General features: G+C 53.6%; 13 protein-coding genes. 8 read left to right on the forward strand and 5 right to left on the reverse strand.

What is annotated here, in order from left to right:
- Positions 1–85: 85 nt before the first annotated feature.
- Positions 86–1744 (forward strand): methyl-accepting chemotaxis protein, encoded by a 1659-nt coding sequence (locus tag CX651_RS01220; protein ID WP_101052844.1) that lies wholly within the window; start codon positions 86–88, stop codon positions 1742–1744.
- A 93-nt stretch (positions 1745–1837) separates the two neighbouring features.
- Here the strand turns inward: CX651_RS01220 and fdhF are convergent, their stop codons facing one another.
- The gene (gene fdhF, locus CX651_RS01225) at positions 1838–6085 is read right to left on the reverse strand and encodes a formate dehydrogenase subunit alpha (protein ID WP_101052846.1); all 4248 of its coding nucleotides are present in this window, start codon (positions 6083–6085) and stop codon (positions 1838–1840) included.
- 701 nt (positions 6086–6786) lie between these two features.
- Between fdhF and prfB the strand changes: the two genes are divergently transcribed.
- Together prfB and lysS are read left to right on the forward strand one after the other, a co-directional pair.
- A protein-coding gene (gene prfB / locus CX651_RS01235; RefSeq protein ID WP_162173410.1) for a peptide chain release factor 2 occupies positions 6787–7885 on the forward strand; the annotation gives its coding sequence in 2 pieces (ribosomal slippage) (positions 6787–6861 and positions 6863–7885; 1098 coding nt in all).
- A 17-nt stretch (positions 7886–7902) separates the two neighbouring features.
- Entirely contained in the window at positions 7903–9405 is a 1503-nt protein-coding gene (gene lysS / locus CX651_RS01240; protein WP_028779438.1) for a lysine--tRNA ligase, read from the forward strand.
- 77 nt (positions 9406–9482) lie between these two features.
- On the opposite strand, the gene CX651_RS01245 is transcribed toward lysS, so the two are convergent.
- The gene (locus CX651_RS01245) at positions 9483–10412 is read right to left on the reverse strand and encodes a GGDEF domain-containing protein (protein WP_101052850.1); all 930 of its coding nucleotides are present in this window, start codon (positions 10410–10412) and stop codon (positions 9483–9485) included.
- A gap of 136 nt (positions 10413–10548) precedes the next feature.
- Between CX651_RS01245 and CX651_RS01250 the strand changes: the two genes are divergently transcribed.
- Positions 10549–11088, forward strand: coding sequence for a hypothetical protein (locus tag CX651_RS01250; RefSeq protein WP_101052852.1), 540 nt, complete (start codon positions 10549–10551; stop codon positions 11086–11088).
- Between the two features lie 73 nt (positions 11089–11161).
- Here the strand turns inward: CX651_RS01250 and CX651_RS01255 are convergent, their stop codons facing one another.
- Positions 11162–12019, reverse strand: coding sequence for a DUF72 domain-containing protein (locus CX651_RS01255; RefSeq protein ID WP_101052905.1), 858 nt, complete (start codon positions 12017–12019; stop codon positions 11162–11164).
- 321 nt (positions 12020–12340) lie between these two features.
- On the opposite strand from CX651_RS01255, the gene CX651_RS01260 reads away from it, so the two are divergent.
- Positions 12341–12778, forward strand: coding sequence for a hypothetical protein (locus tag CX651_RS01260; RefSeq protein WP_101052854.1), 438 nt, complete (start codon positions 12341–12343; stop codon positions 12776–12778).
- Between the two features lie 91 nt (positions 12779–12869).
- Here CX651_RS01260 and CX651_RS01265 read toward each other — a convergent pair whose 3' ends face one another.
- Entirely contained in the window at positions 12870–14075 is a 1206-nt protein-coding gene (locus CX651_RS01265) for an aromatic amino acid transport family protein (protein WP_101052856.1), read from the reverse strand.
- Between the two features lie 368 nt (positions 14076–14443).
- Complete coding sequence (locus tag CX651_RS01270; protein ID WP_101052858.1) at positions 14444–15334, reverse strand: LysR family transcriptional regulator; 891 nt, start codon at positions 15332–15334, stop codon at positions 14444–14446.
- Positions 15335–15433: 99 nt separating this feature from the next.
- Here CX651_RS01270 and CX651_RS01275 point away from each other — a divergent pair, with 99 nt between their 5' ends.
- The 3 genes from CX651_RS01275 to CX651_RS01285 all read left to right on the forward strand — a co-directional run bounded on the left by CX651_RS01275 (position 15434) and on the right by CX651_RS01285 (position 18573).
- Positions 15434–15901, forward strand: coding sequence for a CidA/LrgA family protein (locus tag CX651_RS01275; RefSeq protein WP_101052860.1), 468 nt, complete (start codon positions 15434–15436; stop codon positions 15899–15901).
- Between the two features lie 4 nt (positions 15902–15905).
- Complete coding sequence (locus CX651_RS01280; protein WP_025008959.1) at positions 15906–16595, forward strand: LrgB family protein; 690 nt, start codon at positions 15906–15908, stop codon at positions 16593–16595.
- Positions 16596–17325: 730 nt separating this feature from the next.
- A complete protein-coding gene (locus CX651_RS01285) occupies positions 17326–18573 on the forward strand; it encodes a dicarboxylate/amino acid:cation symporter (RefSeq protein WP_101052907.1) in 1248 nt (415 codons plus the stop codon).
- Positions 18574–18750: the final 177 nt, after the last annotated feature.

The following is an 18750-nucleotide window of genomic DNA, read 5'->3' on the forward strand; positions in this document are numbered from 1 at the left end:
GATCTCGGGCATTTTTTTGTCTGAACTTAAGGTAAACAAAGTTACTATAATTTGTAGAGATTCCATTTCCTGGGGGAAAACCTAAGTGTCCAGTCTAAGTTTACGAAATAAGTTACTCTTACTTGCCCTGTTACCATTATTGACGGTTTCCATTGTGCTGATGCTGGCGTCCTGGACAGTAGAATCGGATGCGCTGGAAAGCGAAATTACCAACTTCAGAGAAAAGCTGCTTAACGAGCGGCGTCAGGAGTTGGTGCATGTGACCGAAGTCGCCAAAGAGATTGTCAGTTTTCAGCGCGGTCAGGGCGGAGACTATAAGGCGGCCTTACGGGATGTGCGTTTTGGCAGCGCCGGTTATTTCTTTGTTTACGACGGTAATGGCAAAAATTTGTTTCATGCCTTACTGCCTAATCTGGAAGGAACAGATCAGATCGGCATGACAGATCCCAAAGGCACCAAGATCATAGTGGGTTTGTTGAATGCAGCCCGCAATGGTGACGGTATCCTTACTTATTACTACCAAAAACCCGGCACCAATGAGTTGGTGGAAAAAATAGGTTATGCCGCGATGATCCCCGGAACTGACTGGATTATCGGTACCGGCGCTTATGTGGATGATATTGAGGCTTCTGTAGCAGAGTATCGGCAGACGGCATTGGCAGATATGGAAGAAAAGTTATGGTTGACGCTGATGATAGTCATAGTCATCACTCTGATCACAGCTATGCTTATTCTGTTTGCTGCTCAGCGAACAGTGACTCCTATTCGCAACATGCTGGATAACCTCAATGATATCGCTCAAGGGGAAGGGGACCTGACCAAGCGTTTGCAGGTGCGCGGTGAAGATGAAATTGCCCAGTTAGGGCAGGCATTTAATCGCTTTGTCGACAAGCTGCAACGTATCATTCGTGATGTCACTACGGCCACTCATGAAGTGCAGGATGCGGCTGGCTCGATTCACTCCCAGACTCAGGCGATAGCGGCGCAGTTGGCCAACCATAACAATGAAACCGATCAGGTGGTGACCGCCATTACCGAGATGTCTTCCACCGCTCAGGAAGTGGCGATGAACACCACTCAGGTCGCAGAAGCGACTCACACGGCTACTGATGAAGTGGCTAAGGCTCAGGAGTGTGTCGATACTTCGCTGACCGAAATCTCCACCTTGATGGCAGAGATCAACAGCGCCGCCGATCATATTCAGTCGCTTAATGAACAGTCGCAGAAAATTAATAGCGTGCTGTCTGTGATAGGCGGCATCGCTGAACAGACCAACCTGTTGGCACTCAATGCAGCCATTGAAGCGGCCCGTGCCGGTGAGCAAGGACGCGGCTTTGCCGTGGTGGCCGATGAAGTGAGAAGTCTTGCGAGCCGCACTCAGGCCAGTACGTTGGAGATCAACGAGATGCTCAGTGAGTTGCATCGTCTGGTGAGTCAGGCGGTGGCGGCCATGGAAGAGAGCCAGCAAAGCTGCCATCGCAGTGTCGAATCTTCCAGGCTGATTTCCGAAAGTCTGGGGGCGGTGACCAGCTCGGTGACTTCCATCAATGATATGAGTACTCAAATTGCCACCGCTGCCACAGAGCAGAGTTCGGTGACCGAGGAGATCAACCGCAACGTTTATGCGATTCAGGAGATAGTCGCCGAGCTGTTGCATTCCAGCGAAGAAGCGGCCAGAGTCAGCCAGACAGTGTCCCACAGTGGCGATAACCTGGGACAACTGGTCAATCAGTTCAGAGTCTAATCTTGCTTGAGAGCTCAGTTGCAGGAATGAGCAACTAAAGAAAAATAAAACGGCGCCAATCAGGCGCCGTTTTTTATGGAACTCAGTTTAAGTTTAGGAAGCCAAAGGCGCCTCGGCGCGCTCAGCCTTTACGGCGCATACCTTGAACTCGGGAATGTGAGCCACGGGATCCAGCGCATTGATGGTCAGCTTGTTGGCTGCCGCCTCAACGAAATGGAACGGCAGGAACAAGACGCCAGGTTGTGCCCGGCGGCTGACAAAGGCCTGAATCAAGATTTCACCGCGGCGGCTTTCCAGTTTGAGCCAGTCGCCCTTGCCGACGCCCAAACGCTCGGCATCCTCAACCGAGATCATCACTCTGGGGGAGCCGAGTTCGTCCAGTCCGGCGGTTTTACGGGTCATGGTGCCGGTGTGGAACTGCTCCAGCAGGCGTCCGGTCGACAGCATCAAGGGATAGTCATCATCCGGCAGCTCAGCCGGTAAACGATAATTGACCGGCTGCAGTCGCCCTTTGCCATGGGTAAAGCTGTTGCGGTGCAATACCCGGGTACCCGGGTGCAGCTCATCTGGACAGGGCCATTGCAACCCGGCTGGGTTATCCGTGGTTCTGTGCCAACTGATCCCGGCGTAGCTGGGAGTCAGGGCCGTGACTTCCTGCCAAATTGCCTGTTCATCGCCATAGTGCCAGTCGGCGTCCATGGCATTGGCCAGCAGTTGCAGTATCTGCCAGTCCGGGCGGGCACTACCTGGCGATTGCAAGGCGACTTCCAACCTTTGAACCCGGCGCTCGGTATTGGTGAAATGTCCGCGCTTTTCGGCAAAGGCTGCTGCCGGCAATACCACATCGGCCATTTCGGCAGTTTCGGTGAGAAATATATCCTGCACTACCAAAAATGGCAGCTTATTCAGTGCCTTGAGCACATGGGCCTGGTCGGGGTCGCTCAGTACCGGGTTTTCGCCCATCACAAACAGGCTCTGCAGCCGGCCATCCAAAATCGCCTGCATCATATGAGAGGCCGGAATGCCTGTCTCAGGGCTCAGCTTGTCAGTGCCCCAGGCCCGCGCCAGTTTCAGCCGCGCAGCATCGTCATCCAGACGTTGATAGCCACTGAAATAGTTGGGCAGGGCGCCCATATCACAGGCACCCTGGACATTGCTCTGGCCGCGCAAAGGGTTGATCCCGGCGCCGTCGAGCCCGAGGTTACCCAGCAATAGCTGCAAATTGGCAATGGCGGTGACATTGTCATGGCCAGTGGTGTGCTGGGTGATCCCCATGGCGTAGTAGAGGGCGGTCTTTTTGGCGGTGCCCAGCATTTCGGCCATAGCCGCTATTTCGCTGCTGCTGACGCCTGTCACCCTGGCGGCCTGCTCCAGGCTGTAATCCGGCCGCAACAGCTCTTCGCGCAAGGCCTCAAAGCCTGTGGTGCGGCTGCGGATATAGGCCTTGTCATGCCAGTCGTTGAGCAGTATCTGCTGCATGATGGCGTTGAGCAGCATCACATCTGTGCCGGGGCGATGACGCACAAACAGCTCGGCGCTGTCGGCTATGCTGACCCGCTTGGGATCGGCGACCAGGAGTCTGGCCTTGCCGCGATTGACGACCGACTTGATCCTCGAGGCAATGATGGGGTGGGCACAGTCGGTGTCCGAGCCCAGGATAAAGATGAGATCTGAATCCTCTATGCCGGGAATGTCATTGGTCATGGCGCCGCTGCCGAGGGCATCGTAGAGCCCGGTCACAGTGGAGGCATGGCACAGGCGGGCGCAGTGATCTATGTTGTTGCTGCCGATAATGGCTCTGAACAGCTTTTGCAGCAGGAAGTTTTCTTCATTGGTGGCCTTGGCGGATGCCAGTGCGCCGAATGAACTCGGGCCAAACTGTTCCAATTGTTCTTGCCAGTGGGCGGCAATATAGCTGATGGCCGTTTGCCAGCTACAGGGTTCCAACTTGCCGTTACGGCGTATCAGTGGCTGGGTTAGGCGCTCTTTACTGTTGATAAAGTCGAAGCCGAAGCGACCCTTGACGCAGAGCATGCCCTGGTTCACAGGTGAGCGCACATCACCTTCGGCCGCAAGGATACGATTCTGGCTAGTGTCTACCTTGAAGCGGATGCGACAACCGACGCCGCAATAGGTGCAGATGGTGCTGGTCACCTTGATGTCGGGGGCTTGTCCTTGGGTCTTGTGGCGGGCATCTACCAAGGCGCCGGTCGGGCATACCTGCAGGCAGTTGCCGCACTGAACACAATCGCTGTCGGCCATGGAGACGCTGAAACCGGCTCTGGGGGCCCGGCGTTCGCTATTGCCTCCTGGCAGCGCCGAGAATTGGTCGGCCTCAAAGCTGATCGCCTTGTGGCCGCTGCGGCGGTGGCAGATGTCAACGCAGGCACCGCAGCTGATGCAGCGGTTGGCGTCGAAACGGATAAAGGGCGCACTCAAGTCTTGGGCAAAGTGTCTGGCCAGCAGTGCCGATTCGCCACTGCTATCTTGCTCTAGCAAGCCCTGGCTGCTGACCTTGTATTCACTGGCGTAGTCTCGCAGGCGACAGTCCATATTGGCCTGACAGCCACATTCGAGGCAGCGTTTGGCCTCGGCTTCGGCCATTTGCGGCGTCAGTCCCAGCTCTACTTCGGCAAAGTTACTCAGGCGCTCGGCCACCGGCAGTTCCGGCATCTTGACTCTGGCACTTTTCACCTGTGAGGGGAAAAGATCTTTGGGTAAATCCTGTTGGGACTTGAGCCCTATCGCCTTGCTGGCATTGAACTCCACTGGCGTCAGTGGGCAACTGAGCCCCTTATTGAACAGGGCGTCTATGGCCTCGGCGGCGCGGCGACCATCAGCGACCGCTTCCACCGCAGTGGCGGGGCCGCGGCGCACATCACCGATAACAAACAGTTTTTCCAGCCCAGTGCTCATGCTGATGTCGCAGCCGTTGATCGTATTCCAGCGGCTGAGCGCCGGAGCACCTTGCAGCAGACGGTTTTCGGCCTGTTGCAGAAAGGCCAGATCCGGTGATTGGGACACGGCGGCGATCAGGGTATCAAACTCGCAGTCGAAGGTTTCGCCGCTGGGCTGAGGTCGGCGGCGGCCGGAGGCATCCGGTTCACCCAAAGACATTTTTTCCAGCGTGACTCGTGCAAGACGGCCGTCACTGGCGGCATGGTTGGCCACAGGATTGGTCAGTAGCAGGAAGTGGATACCTTCCTGCTCAGCTTCATGAATTTCAAAGGCTTCGGCCGGCATCTCCTCTTTGGTACGCCGGTAGATCAGTGTCACCTCGGCGCCGAGGCGTCTGGCGCTGCGGGCACAATCGATAGCAGTATTGCCGCCGCCGACAACGGCGACCTTCTTACCAGTGACCAACTGGTGATCCATTGCCAGATCTTTAAGGTAGTCGACCCCGAGATAGCAGCCGGGAAGGTCGCTGCCGGGATAGTTGAGTGGCACAGCCTTTTGCGCGCCCATCGCCAGACAGAGGGCATGATACTCCTCGACCAGTTTCGGCAGCCGTATCTGCTCGCCTATGGCTGTGTTGGTGTGAATGCGAATGCCGCTGCGCTCCAGCAGCGCTATCTCTTTATCGAGTATCGCCTTGGGCAGGCGATATTCTGGAATGCCGTATCTTAGCCAGCCACCGGCCTTGGGAGCGGCCTCAAAGATGTCCACTTCATGGCCCTGATTGGCGAGGAAGAAACCGGCACTGAGCCCGGCGGGACCTGCACCGATTATGGCCACCTTCTTACCGCTGGGGGCGGCCTTGGGCGGCTGATAGGGTTCGGTATCGGCCAAGTCCAGATCGGCGGCGTGGCGTTTTAGCTGACGTATCGCCAGTGGCTCATCGATCAGGGCGCGGCGACAGGCACTTTCACAAAATGCCGGGCAGACCCGACCGATAGACAGTGGCAAAGGCAGGGTCTGCTTGAGGATCCGCACCGCTTCTGTATGGTTGCCCTGACCTATGTGATACAGGTAAGACTGCACATCAACGCCTGCCGGGCAGGCTTGCTGGCAGGGGGCTTCACAATCGGCGAAGTGATCTTTCAATATCCGTTTCAGCGTCTGCTGCCGATGGCTGTGCACTGCCTGGGTATGATTCTTGAGCTGCATCCCGGCAATCGCCGGAGTCGAGCAGGCCAGCAGCGGTCTGTCACCGTCGGCCATTATCTGGTCGAGCCGGGTCAGTTGGCACAGGTGTTCATCAGCGCCTTCTGTGGTAGCCGCGTGGGCGTCTGTATGGTGACACAGACAAGGAATGTCGATGCCGGCCCGCTGGGCCGCCTGCAACAGGGTCTCGCCCTCAAAGGCGCTGACGGCCTGGCCGTCGATATAGATCTCAAACATGGGCAGCCTTGTTATTTGCTCACCTTGATGGCGGTGAAGTAGGGACTAATTAAGCTGATAACTATGCAGTATATCGATCGAGTGAGTTGCTTCATTGAGCTGGAACAGGCTTTTGCCGGGGAATTCACAAAGCTTGGCGAGTCTGTGCACTTGTCTGAAAAATGGATTTTACTCAGTGTGATCTGGCTCGGCAGGAGATCTTGCTGACAGATATCTGCGCACTAAACTGAGGTGAAGTTGTCGCTTGGGATTTCAATGCGTCAGTCGGGAAAAGCACGCTGGAGTATGTTGCTATTTGGTTGAGGTATGAAGAATACCGGTAGCAGATTCGAGATGATTTGCTCTTGAAAAGGGTACGCATCATTGGCTCGAAGGCCTAGTTTTTGCTGAAAAATCATTGACTCCCTGACAATGGAAATTTCAAATAGATGGCTGCAGGTATCGTTTGTCATTGAAGGCTGCTGCTCGGCATGATCACCTGATTCATTTGTTGATTAAGTTGGCATATTTGATTTTTTGTCACAGTTTTTTCACCGCGGAATTCGCTAGAGTGTGTCAGATGTTTTACCGGAACCGGCTCTGAATGCAGTACCGGCGAAAAAAAATCAAGCTTCTGCCCGCAGTGGCATAGGTTTCAGCGGCTGCTTGGGTTAAAATCCCTCGTTTGCTACGTCCTTAACACCAAAGAAAGTTGAAATCGCATGTTTGAAGTCAATCCGGTAAAAAACAAAATCAAGGAGCTTGCCGACCGCACAATGCTCCTTAGGGGGTATCTTTGACTATGACGCCAAGAAAGAGCGTCTGGAAGAAGTAAGCCGCGAGCTGGAAAGCTCCGAAGTATGGAATGAGCCAGAGCGCGCTCAGGCCTTGGGTAAAGAGCGCTCGGCGCTGGAAGTTGTGGTTAAGACCATAGACGATATGGATGCGGGCCTCGAAGATGTCGAGGGACTGCTGGAGCTGGCCATTGAAGAGGAAGATGAAGAAACCTTCAATGATGCCAACAGTGAACTGGGCGATCTGGAAAAGCGCCTGGAAGAGCTGGAATTCCGCCGTATGTTCTCGGGTCCACAGGACGCATCCGACTGCTATCTGGACATTCAGTCCGGCTCCGGCGGTACCGAAGCTCAGGACTGGGCCAACATGGTGCTGCGCATGTATCTGCGCTGGGGTGAAGAACATGACTTCAATCCTGAACTTATCGAAGTCTCAGACGGCGATGTGGCCGGTATCAAGAGTGCCACCATCAAGTTCAGCGGTGAATATGCCTATGGCTGGCTGAGAACCGAAACCGGCGTGCATCGTCTGGTACGTAAGTCGCCCTTCGACTCGGGTGGCCGTCGCCATACCTCATTCTGTTCTGTGTTTGTTTACCCTGAGATTGACGACTCCATCGAGATCGACATCAATCCGGCCGATCTGCGTATCGACGTGTACCGCGCCTCGGGTGCCGGTGGTCAGCACGTTAACAGAACCGAATCTGCGGTGCGTATTACCCACCTTCCGACCAATACCGTGGTGCAGTGCCAGAACGACCGTTCACAGCACAAGAACAAAGACACGGCAATGAAACAGCTGAAAGCCAAGCTGTTTGAGTTGGAGATGCAAAAGCAAAACGCCGAGAAGCAGGCCGCGGAAGATGCCAAGTCGGATATCGGCTGGGGCAGTCAGATCCGCTCCTACGTGCTGGATGATTCCCGCATCAAGGATCTGCGCACCGGGGTGGAAACCCGTAATACCCAGGCCGTGTTGGACGGTGATCTGGACAGATTTATTGAAGCCAGCCTGAAGTCCGGGCTGTAACAGAGAAGAAGCGGAAAATGACTGAACAAGTATTGGATGAGAACAAGCTGATCGCGGAACGTCGCGCCAAGCTGGAACATGTACGCCAGGGCTGCCCGGCCAATGGTCACCCTAACACTTTCCGTCGCAGCCACAAGGCTGCCGAGCTGCAGGCGCAGTTCGCCGATAAGAGCAAAGAAGAGCTCGAGTCTCTGGGCTTCAAGACCGCCATTGCCGGTCGGATCATGGCCAAGCGTGGCCCCTTCCTGGTTCTGCAGGACGTATCCGGTCGCATTCAGGCCTATGCCGGCAAAGAAGTACAGGCTGATCTGAAAGAACGCTATCAGGGCCTGGATATCGGCGACATAGTTGGTGTTAAAGGCACTCTGCACCTGTCCGGTAAGGGCGACCTGTACGTTAATATGGAGGAGTATCAGCTGCTGACCAAGGCGCTGCGCCCGCTGCCTGAGAAATTCCATGGTCTGACCGATCAGGAAACCCGTTACCGTCAGCGTTATGTTGACCTGATCGTCAACCAGGATTCCCGTGACGCCTTCGTCATGCGCTCCAAAGTGGTTTCAGCCATACGTAACTTTATGGTGAAAAAAGAGTTTATGGAAGTGGAAACCCCTATGATGCATGTCATCCCGGGTGGTGCATCCGCGCGTCCATTTATCACTCACCACAATGCGCTGGATATCGACATGTATCTGCGTATTGCGCCTGAGCTGTACCTCAAGCGTCTGGTTGTCGGTGGTTTTGAACGAGTGTTCGAAATCAACCGTAACTTCCGTAACGAAGGTCTGTCGCCACGCCATAACCCAGAATTCACCATGATGGAATTCTATATGGCCTACGCAGATTACCGCGATCTGATGGATCTCACCGAAGAGATGCTGTCTTCCATCGCTCAGGATCTGCTGGGTGACACCAAGCTGCCTTACGGCGAGCACAGCATAGACTTTGGCGGCCCTTACGCCCGCATGAGCATGCTGGAAGCGATTCAGCACTACAACCCAGACAACGCCACGATTCAGGCCATGACCTATGAAGAGGTCAAGGATCTTGAGTTTATGCGTAAGCTGGCCAAAGACGTAGGGCTGGAAATCGAATCTTTCTGGACCTGTGGTCAACTGCTGGAAGAGATCTTTGGTGAAACTGCCGAGCCTAAACTGATGCAGCCTACCTTCATCACCGGCTACCCAGCGGACATCTCGCCACTGGCTCGTCGCAACGATGACAACGACTTCATCACCGACCGCTTCGAGTTCTTCATCGGTGGTCGTGAAGTGGCTAACGGCTTCAGCGAGCTTAACGACGCCGAAGATCAGGACAACCGCTTCAAGGCTCAGGTTGAAGCCAAAGATGCCGGTGACGATGAAGCCATGTTCTATGACGCAGACTATATCACGGCGCTGGAGCACGGCCTGCCACCGACAGCTGGTCAGGGCATAGGTATCGACCGTCTGGTGATGTTGTTTACCAACACTCACACCATTCGTGACGTGATCCTGTTCCCGGCCATGCGCCCACAGGCTTAAGTTCAGTCGCTCGAATTAGACGAGTCTATGCAATGAAGAAGCCGGCCAAGTGCCGGCTTTTTGTTTGCCCATGTTTTTTAGGGGGATTCAGTGCACTCTGGCCCCTTGGCCAACACAATCCGATTGCGGCCCTGTGCTTTGGCTTGGTAAAGGGCGCCATCGGCCCTGGAAACCACGGCATCTATATCGGTATCACTGCACTGAAATTCGCTCAGGCCGCCGCTGATACTGGCGCATTCAGCGGCAATTCCCAAGGCTCTGAGGCGCCGGGCACATTCGTTTCGCAAACGTTCAGCAATCGGTTGTGCCTGCTCGGCAGCAGTGTGGGGCATAAGAATGACAAATTCATCGCCGCCGTAACGGGAGGCGCTATCTTGGGCTCTGAGACCGGCCAGGCAGACCTCTCCCAAAGTAACTATCGCCTTGTCGCCCATTAGGTGACCCGAGCTGTCGTTGAGTTTCTTGAGGTTATCGAGATCGAAGATCAATATGCTGGTCGGGGTTCGGTAACGTTGAAATCGGGCCAAATTTTCTGTCAGTAATTGGAGTAATTTACGGCGGTTGTAAAGTCGGGTAAGCGGATCGCGCTCGCATCTTTCCCTGAGTTCCAGCTCCAAATGATGGCGGCGGGTAATATTGCTGGCGACCCATACCACGGCATCTTCACCATCGACTTGGAAATCCAATGCTTGGATCCGGCCTTCAAACCAGATGGGCTCGGCGGGGCCATGATCTGTGAGTCCCTTGACGTCGTTGCTGCCAAGGCTGTATTCCACAACACAGAGACGGCGGCTCAACAAGGCTTGTGCTATTTGGCCCAGAAACCACTCGCACTTGGGGTGTTGGATGACTTGGGAGATGTATTGTCCTATCAAGGCTGTGCCGTCGTGATAGTAGCGACTGTCGGCACCTCCCAGTACCGCGGCATAACGGCCACTGCGGGTCAGAATAAATACCGGATCCGGTAAAGCGGCGAAGATAGATAAGGTTTGGGACAGAGAAAACATCTTGTCTCCTCCTGGGATTTTGATTTTATCTTAGTCCAATATATTGAATTTACGGGGCAAAATCGATTTTTTCTGCAGAAACTATACTGGAGATCTCGGTGTTGTTGTATCCGAGTTCAACCTGGAGGCTGGTTTGATGAAAACTTCAGCTCTAATGTTAACTTTGACTCTATCTTCCTTCGCCAGCGTCACCCATGCCGCACTCACTGAAGCACAGCAGGTGATGTTGGATGACGCCCTGAGTGCTGCGCCGCCCACCATACGCGCCAATGTTACCGTTGTCGACTGGGATAAAAACGTGCTGCAACAAGGGGATGGCAATTACACTTGCTTTCCTACGCCACCGCAGCTTAAGGGAACGGCTCCCATGTGTATGGACGGTCCCTGGATGGAATGGGCTAATGCATGGATGGAGAAAAAACCTTTTCAGGCAAAAGAGATCGGTATTTCCTACATGTTGGCCGGTGATGGTGGGGCCAGTAATATCGACCCCTACGCCGAAATGGAAACCGCGGATAATCAATGGATAGTCGAAGGCCCGCACCTAATGATTCTGGTGCCTGATCCCGCCATGCTCGACAGTTTGCCGACCGACCCGGCTCAAGGTGGTCCCTATGTGATGTGGAAGGGCACACCCTATGCCCACATAATGATCCCGATCGGCGCCAGAAAATGATGCCTATGGTGTTGAATGCCGTTCATTTTGATTGAACGGCATTTTTATGTTTATGGGATAACAAATTTGCTTTTCAGAGTTCCAGGCCCAGTTGCTTGTTGTGATTCCTTGCATCTTGAGGCATCTGTAACACCGGCAGAGGTTGGCCGTGTTTGGCTTGCCAGCGGCCACTGAGCAGACGATATAAGCAGATGGCCAGCTCAGGTGCCAGGGCATTATCCGGGGTGTGGATGAACAGATAGGGTTGGCGCTCCTCCTCCAGCCATTGGCATAGCTTGTCCAGCCAAGGCTTGAAGAAGCCCTGATTGGCCTCAAGCTCAGGGTGGCCGATAAAGCGCACTGTGGGATAGCGGCCGGTGGCTATGGCATGTACCGGTACTTTGGGTTTCTTTTCATGGGCGTCGATGACGGCGGCACTGTTTGGCGGTGCGGCAAATACCGGTCGGGTGTCCATTATGATGCGGTTGACCGAGCGCCGCAGCAGCAAGCGGTTGAGTTGACGCTCGGCTTCCCCTTTGGCAAAGAAGGCCGGGTGGCGCACCTCAACCCCAAGAGGCAACTCGGTTGGCAGTTTGCCAAGAAAGGCGTCCAGTGCCCCAAGGGCTTCTGGGCCAAAATAGCCGGGCAACTGAATCTTCCACAGACCTGTCTTGGCAAACAGTGGCGACATCACCTGCAGGAACTGCCTGAGTTCATCGTTACAGTGCCTCAGTTGCAACTTGTGAGTGATCTCCTGTGGCAGTTTAAAGGTAAAGCGAAAGTCCTCACCCACGGCATCGCGCCAGTTACTGACGCTGTTTGCTGACGGGGTGGCATAAAAGCTGGTGTTGCCCTCCACCGTATTGAAAACCTCGGCGTAGCGCGCCAGACGCTCGGCTTGAGGCGTCCCCTTTCCATAAAGGCTTTGCTGCCACTGGTTATGGGACCACATGGCCAGTCCCAATTTCAGCTCTGGTATCTGTTGCTGACCGCTCACCACGGGCTCCGTCAAATGGATCTCCGGCGCTATTGTGTCTGCGGTCCCTGACAGGGTCAAGAGTACAGCTGGCACTATGAGGGTCACAAAATGCACAGAACTTCAGCAGAGTTTGAGTTAATAATATATTGAGTTTGCAGCGCTTATTTATGCTTACGTATAATGAATTGACGCATTGTAACCTCAGTGCTCACTGACATAAGGACAGGATGTCATTAAATTGGTTCTATACCGACCCGCATGCTTAGCCTATTCCATTCAAATTAAGGATGATTTATGCCCGATACCCAGAGTGCCTCAGCACAGGATGAGCCGTCGTTCCTGACTGTGACCCTTGCTGACTTACCCGCCGATATTCAATTGAGATTGCCGACAGATAATGCGTTGAGCGCAATAGCCAAGTTGGCCTTGGGGGTATTACTGCTGAGTGCCTCCATTCTCTGGTGGCTGCTGGATGACGCCAGTGCGCTGCAAATAGGCAATCCCATGGTGCTCAACATATTGGTGCTGGTTGGAGTCTTGCTGGGTGGTGCCAGTTTTATCAGTGGCAGGAGCGCAATGCAGCTAAGACAGCAACGGCGCCAACAGGCCCTGGAGCAGCAGCTGGATCAGCGTGTCGTTATCAGTGAGCAAGAGATCCCCGAAGGGTTTGACCTGGTTTTTTCCCAGCTGTCAGCCAGTCGCTTTAGGGTGTCGCTGGAACCAATCAACTGAATGTTGAACCAAGAAAAAACGCAGACTGAGCGCTGCGTTTTACTTTAAGAATGGACGGCGGCCAGTTTGCCTACTCCGTACAATCCCTTGGTTAGCCGACCTTGGTTAGAATTCCGGCCATCTGCAGCAGTTGGCTGAGGATGATCACCACCCCGCACAGCGCCGCCAATACCAGAGCGGGTTTTCCCCCTGCGACCCGGTAGCTGCCCGCCGGCATAGGTTGGCATCGTTGTTTCCAGACCATGGCAACAGGCAGGAATACCGCCAGTATCACCAAGGCTATCGCCGCATAACCCAGGGCGGCCATAAAGCCCTGAGGGTAGAAGAGGGCAAATCCCAATGGCGGCAAAAAGGTGATGGCCGCGGTTTGTAGTCTGTGACGGGTACTGTCGTTGCGGCGCAGAATATCACCCATAAAATCAAATAGTCCCAGGCTGACTCCTAAAAAGGAGGTGGCCAGTGCCAAATCGGCAAATATGGATACTGTCTGGCCTATCATGGGGTTATGCAGCAGTTGTCCCAGGCTGTTGATGAGTTTGGGCAGTTCTTTGGAAGCCATCAATTCACTTTGGCTCAAGGCCCCCTGGCTGGCCAGTTGCCAAAGCAGGTAGACCAACAAGGGCATAGCCGAGCCGACTAGCATGATCTTCTTCAGCGCCTTGAGATCCAGTCCCACATAGCGCACTACAGAGGGGATAGAGCCGTGAAAACCAAAAGAGGTAAAGATTACCGGCAGCGCCGAGATGACCAAACCTTGCTGCAACGGCAGCTCCAACAGGTATCCCCCTTGGGCATGAGGTAACAGCAGTGTCAGCATGATGACCAGGGCAATAATCTTCAAGGCAAATAACACCCTGTTAATCATATCGACCGAGTGGGTACCTATGGCCACCACCAGGGCGATAAGTAGTGCAAAACCAATGGCGCCGACCTGTGGCGGCAGCGCCAGATCGGCATAGCGAACCAATTTATCGTGGAGCTGGGCACCACCACCGGCAATATAGGCGGCGCACAGGGCATATAGTAGAAACATCATTGCCAGGCTGGCCAGTAACTGCCCTTTACGGCCGAGCAGTTTGTGTGCCAAGGTGTGCAGAGTGGCATGAGCCGGGGCATGTTGATGCACTTCCAGCATTAACAGCGCCGTGTAACTCATCAATCCCCAGAGCAGTAGCATCAGTATCGAGGCGACCCCGAAACCCAGACCGGCAGAAGCCAGCGGTAGCGCCAGCATCCCGGCGCCTATCGTGGTGCCTGCAATGATCAGCATGCTACCGAAGGTTTTGTTATTCTTCATTTTATTACATTCTCAACAAGCATTTTCGTACTGGGTCCCCAGGGTTTTGGTTTGAGGGGGCCCCAAGAGAGCCGGATAACCGGTAACGAAACCTGACAACAAAGCCACAATGGCTCACAGGAGAGGGAAGTTCAGGTCATTATCCCCGCCCAAGCCACTGTGGCTTGGGATAGAGATAAAGCTTGTGTATTGGCCGCATTGCGAATCTCGGGTTGTGTCAATGAACCCAGGCCAAGCGGGCCCGGAAAAGTGTGATTCACCTTAGCGGCGTGAAAAGAGGGTGTCAATGAGTTTGTACTGCTGTAACGGTACGCTGTGACTCGGTTGGCGAAAATTAATTCGGCTGCAGCACTTGAAGCGTCGGGATCTCAGTTCAGCGCCAGCTGTTGTCTGACCAGCTCGACCATGGCCTGGGCGGCAAAAGAGAGTGGTTGCCCCCGGCGCCAGAACAGTGACAGCTCCCAGATCAGATCGGAGGCGGCCAGAGGAATACTTATCACCCCGGCCACCGCGTGGCGCTCGGCAATAAAGCTGGGTAGTATCATGGCACCTGTGCCTGCTGCCACCAGGGCGATACCAAAGTCGGGATGACTGACCCGAGTCACATCTTTGGGACTGAAGCCCGCTCTCTGGCAGGCATCTATCACTAGTTCATGCAGGGCATATTCGGGTTCGAACAGTATCTGTGGAATATCTGCCAATGCCTTGAGGGTCAGCTCTTGGCTATTGGCCAAAGAATGTTGTCTTGGCAATACTACCACCATGGGATCGCGGCGGATCCTGATGCCATCAAACTCATCCTCAAAGGAGATGATCCCGGTCGCCAGTTCGATTTCCCCCTTCTTGAGGGCAGCGGTTTGCTCGACGCCGCCGCGAACCAAGAGATGCATCTGCACCTTGGGATAGCGGCTGCGAAAGCGGGCGATGACAGGAGCAAAGAGTTCGGCACTGCCGAGGGGGGCCAGTCCCAGATGCAGTTCACCCGAGTTGAGACTGCGCTGTGCCGCCAGCTCTCTGAGCATGTTGCGACGTACATTCAATAGTTCCTGGCCGTGACGGTAGACGACCTCTCCGGCTGCAGTGGGACGTAACTGGCTGCCGCGTTTGCCCCTTTCCAAGAGCACAAGATCCAGATCCTGTTCCAACTGGCGAATAGACTTGGACAGCGCGGGTTGGGTCAGGTGGATCTTTTCCGCCGCTTTGGCAAATCCGCCGGCATCCACTATCTCAATAAAGTAGCGAACAACTTTCAGATCCAATTGAATAACCTTATGGAATGCAAACTATGCTTAATATTCATTTTTTTTATTTATATTGCAAGACTAGAATAAACTCCAGTTAAGTTATTCGGTAAAGATATGCACTCTTTCAGCAAACGCCCGGCTTCTCCTCACAGAGTGGCGAAAGTCATTTGGCTCCAAGGCAAACACATAAGCGTGACCTTGCTGCAAATTGCGGCTATCTGTTTGCTGGCATGGGCCACTCATGCCTTGGCCGCCGCTTTGCATTCTCCCATTCCCGGCAGTGTGCTTGGGATGCTGGTAGTGTTGTTGGCGCTCGGGCTCAAGCTTATACCGGAAAAGGCGTTGCAACTGGGAGCTGCCTGGTTGATTGGCGATCTCTTGCTGTTTTTTATTCCACCGGTGATTTCAGTACTCAAGTATGAAACCCTGCTGGAGGAGTATGGTTTCAATATTATGTTGACCCTGGTGCTCGGCAGCGCTTCGGTATTGCTTGGAACCGGTTTTGTGGTGGATAGGGTGTTTCGCTTTGAGCGGCGCCTCAATTTGAAACGCCAACTGGCCAAGCATGGAGTGCAAGGGTAACCCTATGTCTCATACCTTGCTTGCTCTTTTGAGTCTGCTGATCACTCTTATCTGTTATTACGGCGCCAAGGCTTTATATCGCAGGCATCGTAGCTGGTGGTTGGCACCGATATTTTTGGCGCCTTTGGCCGTGCTGGCCGTGGTGCTGCTGTTGGCTATTCCGCTGCCGACCTATTTTGAGTACACCCATTGGCTGATGGCATTGCTGGCCCCGGCGACAATAGCTTTCGCAGTACCTATTTACCGCGAGCGCAAGTTGATCCGCCGTTATCCGATCACCATTAGCCTTGGGGTTATGGCCGGACTCATGTTGGGCTTGGTGTCATCCTGGTTGTTGGTCAAATTGGTGCCTTTGCCGAGCGAGCTGAGCCACAGCGTACTGGTGCGCTCAGTGTCGACGCCCTTTGCCATGGAGGCCACTGGTGCCTTCGGTGGCGTGCCGGAATTGACCGCCATGCTGGTGTTGCTCACCGGCGTGATAGGTATGTTGGTGTGTGAGCCGCTGTTTAAATTGGCGCGGATCAAGACCTCTCTTGGGAAAGGAGTGGCTCTCGGCGCTTCTGCCCATGGTGCCGGCGCCGCCAAAGCCAGCGAGTTTGGCCAGCAGGAAGGCGTGATTGCCAGCCTGACGATGATCTTTACCGGTATCGCCATGGTGCTTGGCGCGCCTTTGTTTGCGTTGATTTTTGTTTAATTTAACCGATTTGGATTCAAGTAGATGACCTGACCACAAGGGTTACTGCCGTTTTTGAGTCTATCCATCACCCGATGGCCTTTTCTTGTGGTGACCGCCTGCATCGTCAGGCGTTTTTCCTGAGCCTCTCAGGTAATATGTTGCTTGATTTGCCGGTGCGCCCCACCGGCTTTTTTTTGTCCTTTTTGTCTGTGAGACTATCTTATCCAATCGCGCTCTGCGGGTTTTCTCCTGCTTGCTTTGGTGCTTCTGCAACCACTTCTCTATGGTTTATTTCAATGATTTTTTCAGTGGCGGCTTTTGTCGCTTGGGGGTTGAGTAAGCCGGAAAAGTCACTTTGATGACGAAATTAACAAGCAGGATCTGCAGTAAAAGGGCTAGTCATCTAATAAGCTCACTGCCTTGGTTGTAGTTTCTGGTGATTAACTCTGATATTTCATTGTTTTTAGGTTTATTCACTGCAAAGTATTTTGTATATGCTGCCAACTTGTTGATGCATTGTGCGATTGTAAACTCGGTATTCCATGGTGAATTTTTTTGGTAAAAATTAAAATCCTTATAAAACATTGCTTTGGGTTGGGCTTATGAATTTTAAAGCATGTTGCAAAGGCACTTTTTAAGCATTTTGCCATTGAATTTTTGAGTAGCATGTTTCACTATCCCTTCCAAGAGCGAACAGGGAAGATAGTTGTGCATCAGGAACGATGCCAAATTGGAACGTACAATGGCGATACTCAAATCTCTTTCCGGACGGATCTTTATGGGTCTGTTCAGCGGCCTGTTGTTGGGCTCTTTGGTGCAATATGGGCTGGGACATATCGGCTTCTTTTCCGGCACTCTGGTCGAGGTAGCCACTGCGGCAGGCACCATGTTTGTTAATATGATCATGATGCTGGTGATGCCGCTGGTGTTTGTCAGCATAGTCTGCGGTGTCTGCGAATTGCAGGACCTCAAGAGCTTTGGCCGCTTGGGCGGCAAGACCTTCAGCTTCTATATCATCAATACTCTGGTCGCCATCCTGGCGGCGGTATGTGTGTCGTTATTGCTGCAGCCCGGTGTCGGAGTGGATATGAGTGGTGGCCAGGATGTGGCCATTACCGCGACCGAATTGCCCAATTTGATCAGCCTGATTGTCGGCATAGTGCCCAGTAACCCTGTCGATGCCTTTATGTCGGGCAACATGTTGCAGGTGATCTTTATGGCGCTGCTGCTTGGCGGAGTTATCAAGTCGCTGGATGAAGCCGGCAGCGCAGCGGTTAGAGGCTTTCAAGTCGCCAATGGGATCATGATGAAGCTCATCATGACTGTGATGCAGCTGGCGCCATTTGGGGTGTTTGCGCTGATGTTCAAACTGGGGGCCACTCTGGAAGCCAAAGTCTTTCTCAGTGTGCTGGGTTATATGGCCATCATTTTGACTATGTTGCTGCTGTGGATTTTCATTGTTTATCCTCTGGCTGTGGCTGTGTTTACCCCGGTCAGCGCCAAGAGTTTTCGTGCCAAGACCCAAGAGCAGATCCTGTTTTCTCTGTCGACTGCCAGCTCCAATGCGACTATCCCGGTGACTATGCGAACCTTGACCGAAAAGCTCGGGGTCAATAAGGCGGTCGCCGGGTTCGGTGTGCCTCTGGGGGCCACTATGAATATGGGCGGCGTGTCGATTTATATCACTATCGCCATCTTCTTTGTTGCCAACGCCTTTGGTCAGCCAATCTCCAGCGAACAGCTGCCAACTCTGATATTCAGTATCTTTTTGCTGTCGGTGGGCGCCGGCGGTGTTCCCGGCGGCGGTATGGTGATGATAGGTGTGCTAATCCATCAACTGGGCTTACCCGTGGAAGCTTTTGCTATAGTGGCGGCGCTGGACAGAATCATAGATATGGTGCTGACCTCCTGCAATGTGGTGGGCGATGCTGCAGTACTGACCATAGTGGATCAAACTGAGAAAGGACATCAGACAGAGGCGGTTAACGCCTTATAGAAAATCCGGCTATTTATCTAATGTCGGTCAGTTAAGCGAACAACAATGGAATTAAGGGCTTCAGAGAGATTTTTAAGAAATCCTCCAGAAGCCCTCGTTGTAACTATAGTTTGCGGGATAAACCGTAATTTTGTTTTTTTAGGGAAATCTTGAATAAAATACGGCTGATTATTTGAA

The sequence above is a fragment of the Shewanella chilikensis genome (genome assembly GCF_002836945.1).
Taxonomy (GTDB): domain Bacteria; phylum Pseudomonadota; class Gammaproteobacteria; order Enterobacterales; family Shewanellaceae; genus Shewanella; species Shewanella chilikensis.

Excerpts from the sequence above, each read along its gene's own strand:
- fdhF (WP_101052846.1), bottom strand. The coding sequence starts at position 6,085 with ATGTTTGAGATCTATATCGACGGCCAGGCCGTCAGCGCCTTTGAGGGC.
- lysS (WP_028779438.1), top strand. The coding sequence starts at position 7,903 with ATGACTGAACAAGTATTGGATGAGAACAAGCTGATCGCGGAACGTCGC.
- CX651_RS01245 (WP_101052850.1), bottom strand. The coding sequence starts at position 10,412 with ATGTTTTCTCTGTCCCAAACCTTATCTATCTTCGCCGCTTTACCGGAT.
- CX651_RS01250 (WP_101052852.1), top strand. The coding sequence starts at position 10,549 with ATGAAAACTTCAGCTCTAATGTTAACTTTGACTCTATCTTCCTTCGCC.
- CX651_RS01255 (WP_101052905.1), bottom strand. The coding sequence starts at position 12,019 with ATGTGGTCCCATAACCAGTGGCAGCAAAGCCTTTATGGAAAGGGGACG.
- CX651_RS01260 (WP_101052854.1), top strand. The coding sequence starts at position 12,341 with ATGCCCGATACCCAGAGTGCCTCAGCACAGGATGAGCCGTCGTTCCTG.
- CX651_RS01265 (WP_101052856.1), bottom strand. The coding sequence starts at position 14,075 with ATGAAGAATAACAAAACCTTCGGTAGCATGCTGATCATTGCAGGCACC.
- CX651_RS01275 (WP_101052860.1), top strand. The coding sequence starts at position 15,434 with ATGCACTCTTTCAGCAAACGCCCGGCTTCTCCTCACAGAGTGGCGAAA.
- CX651_RS01280 (WP_025008959.1), top strand. The coding sequence starts at position 15,906 with ATGTCTCATACCTTGCTTGCTCTTTTGAGTCTGCTGATCACTCTTATC.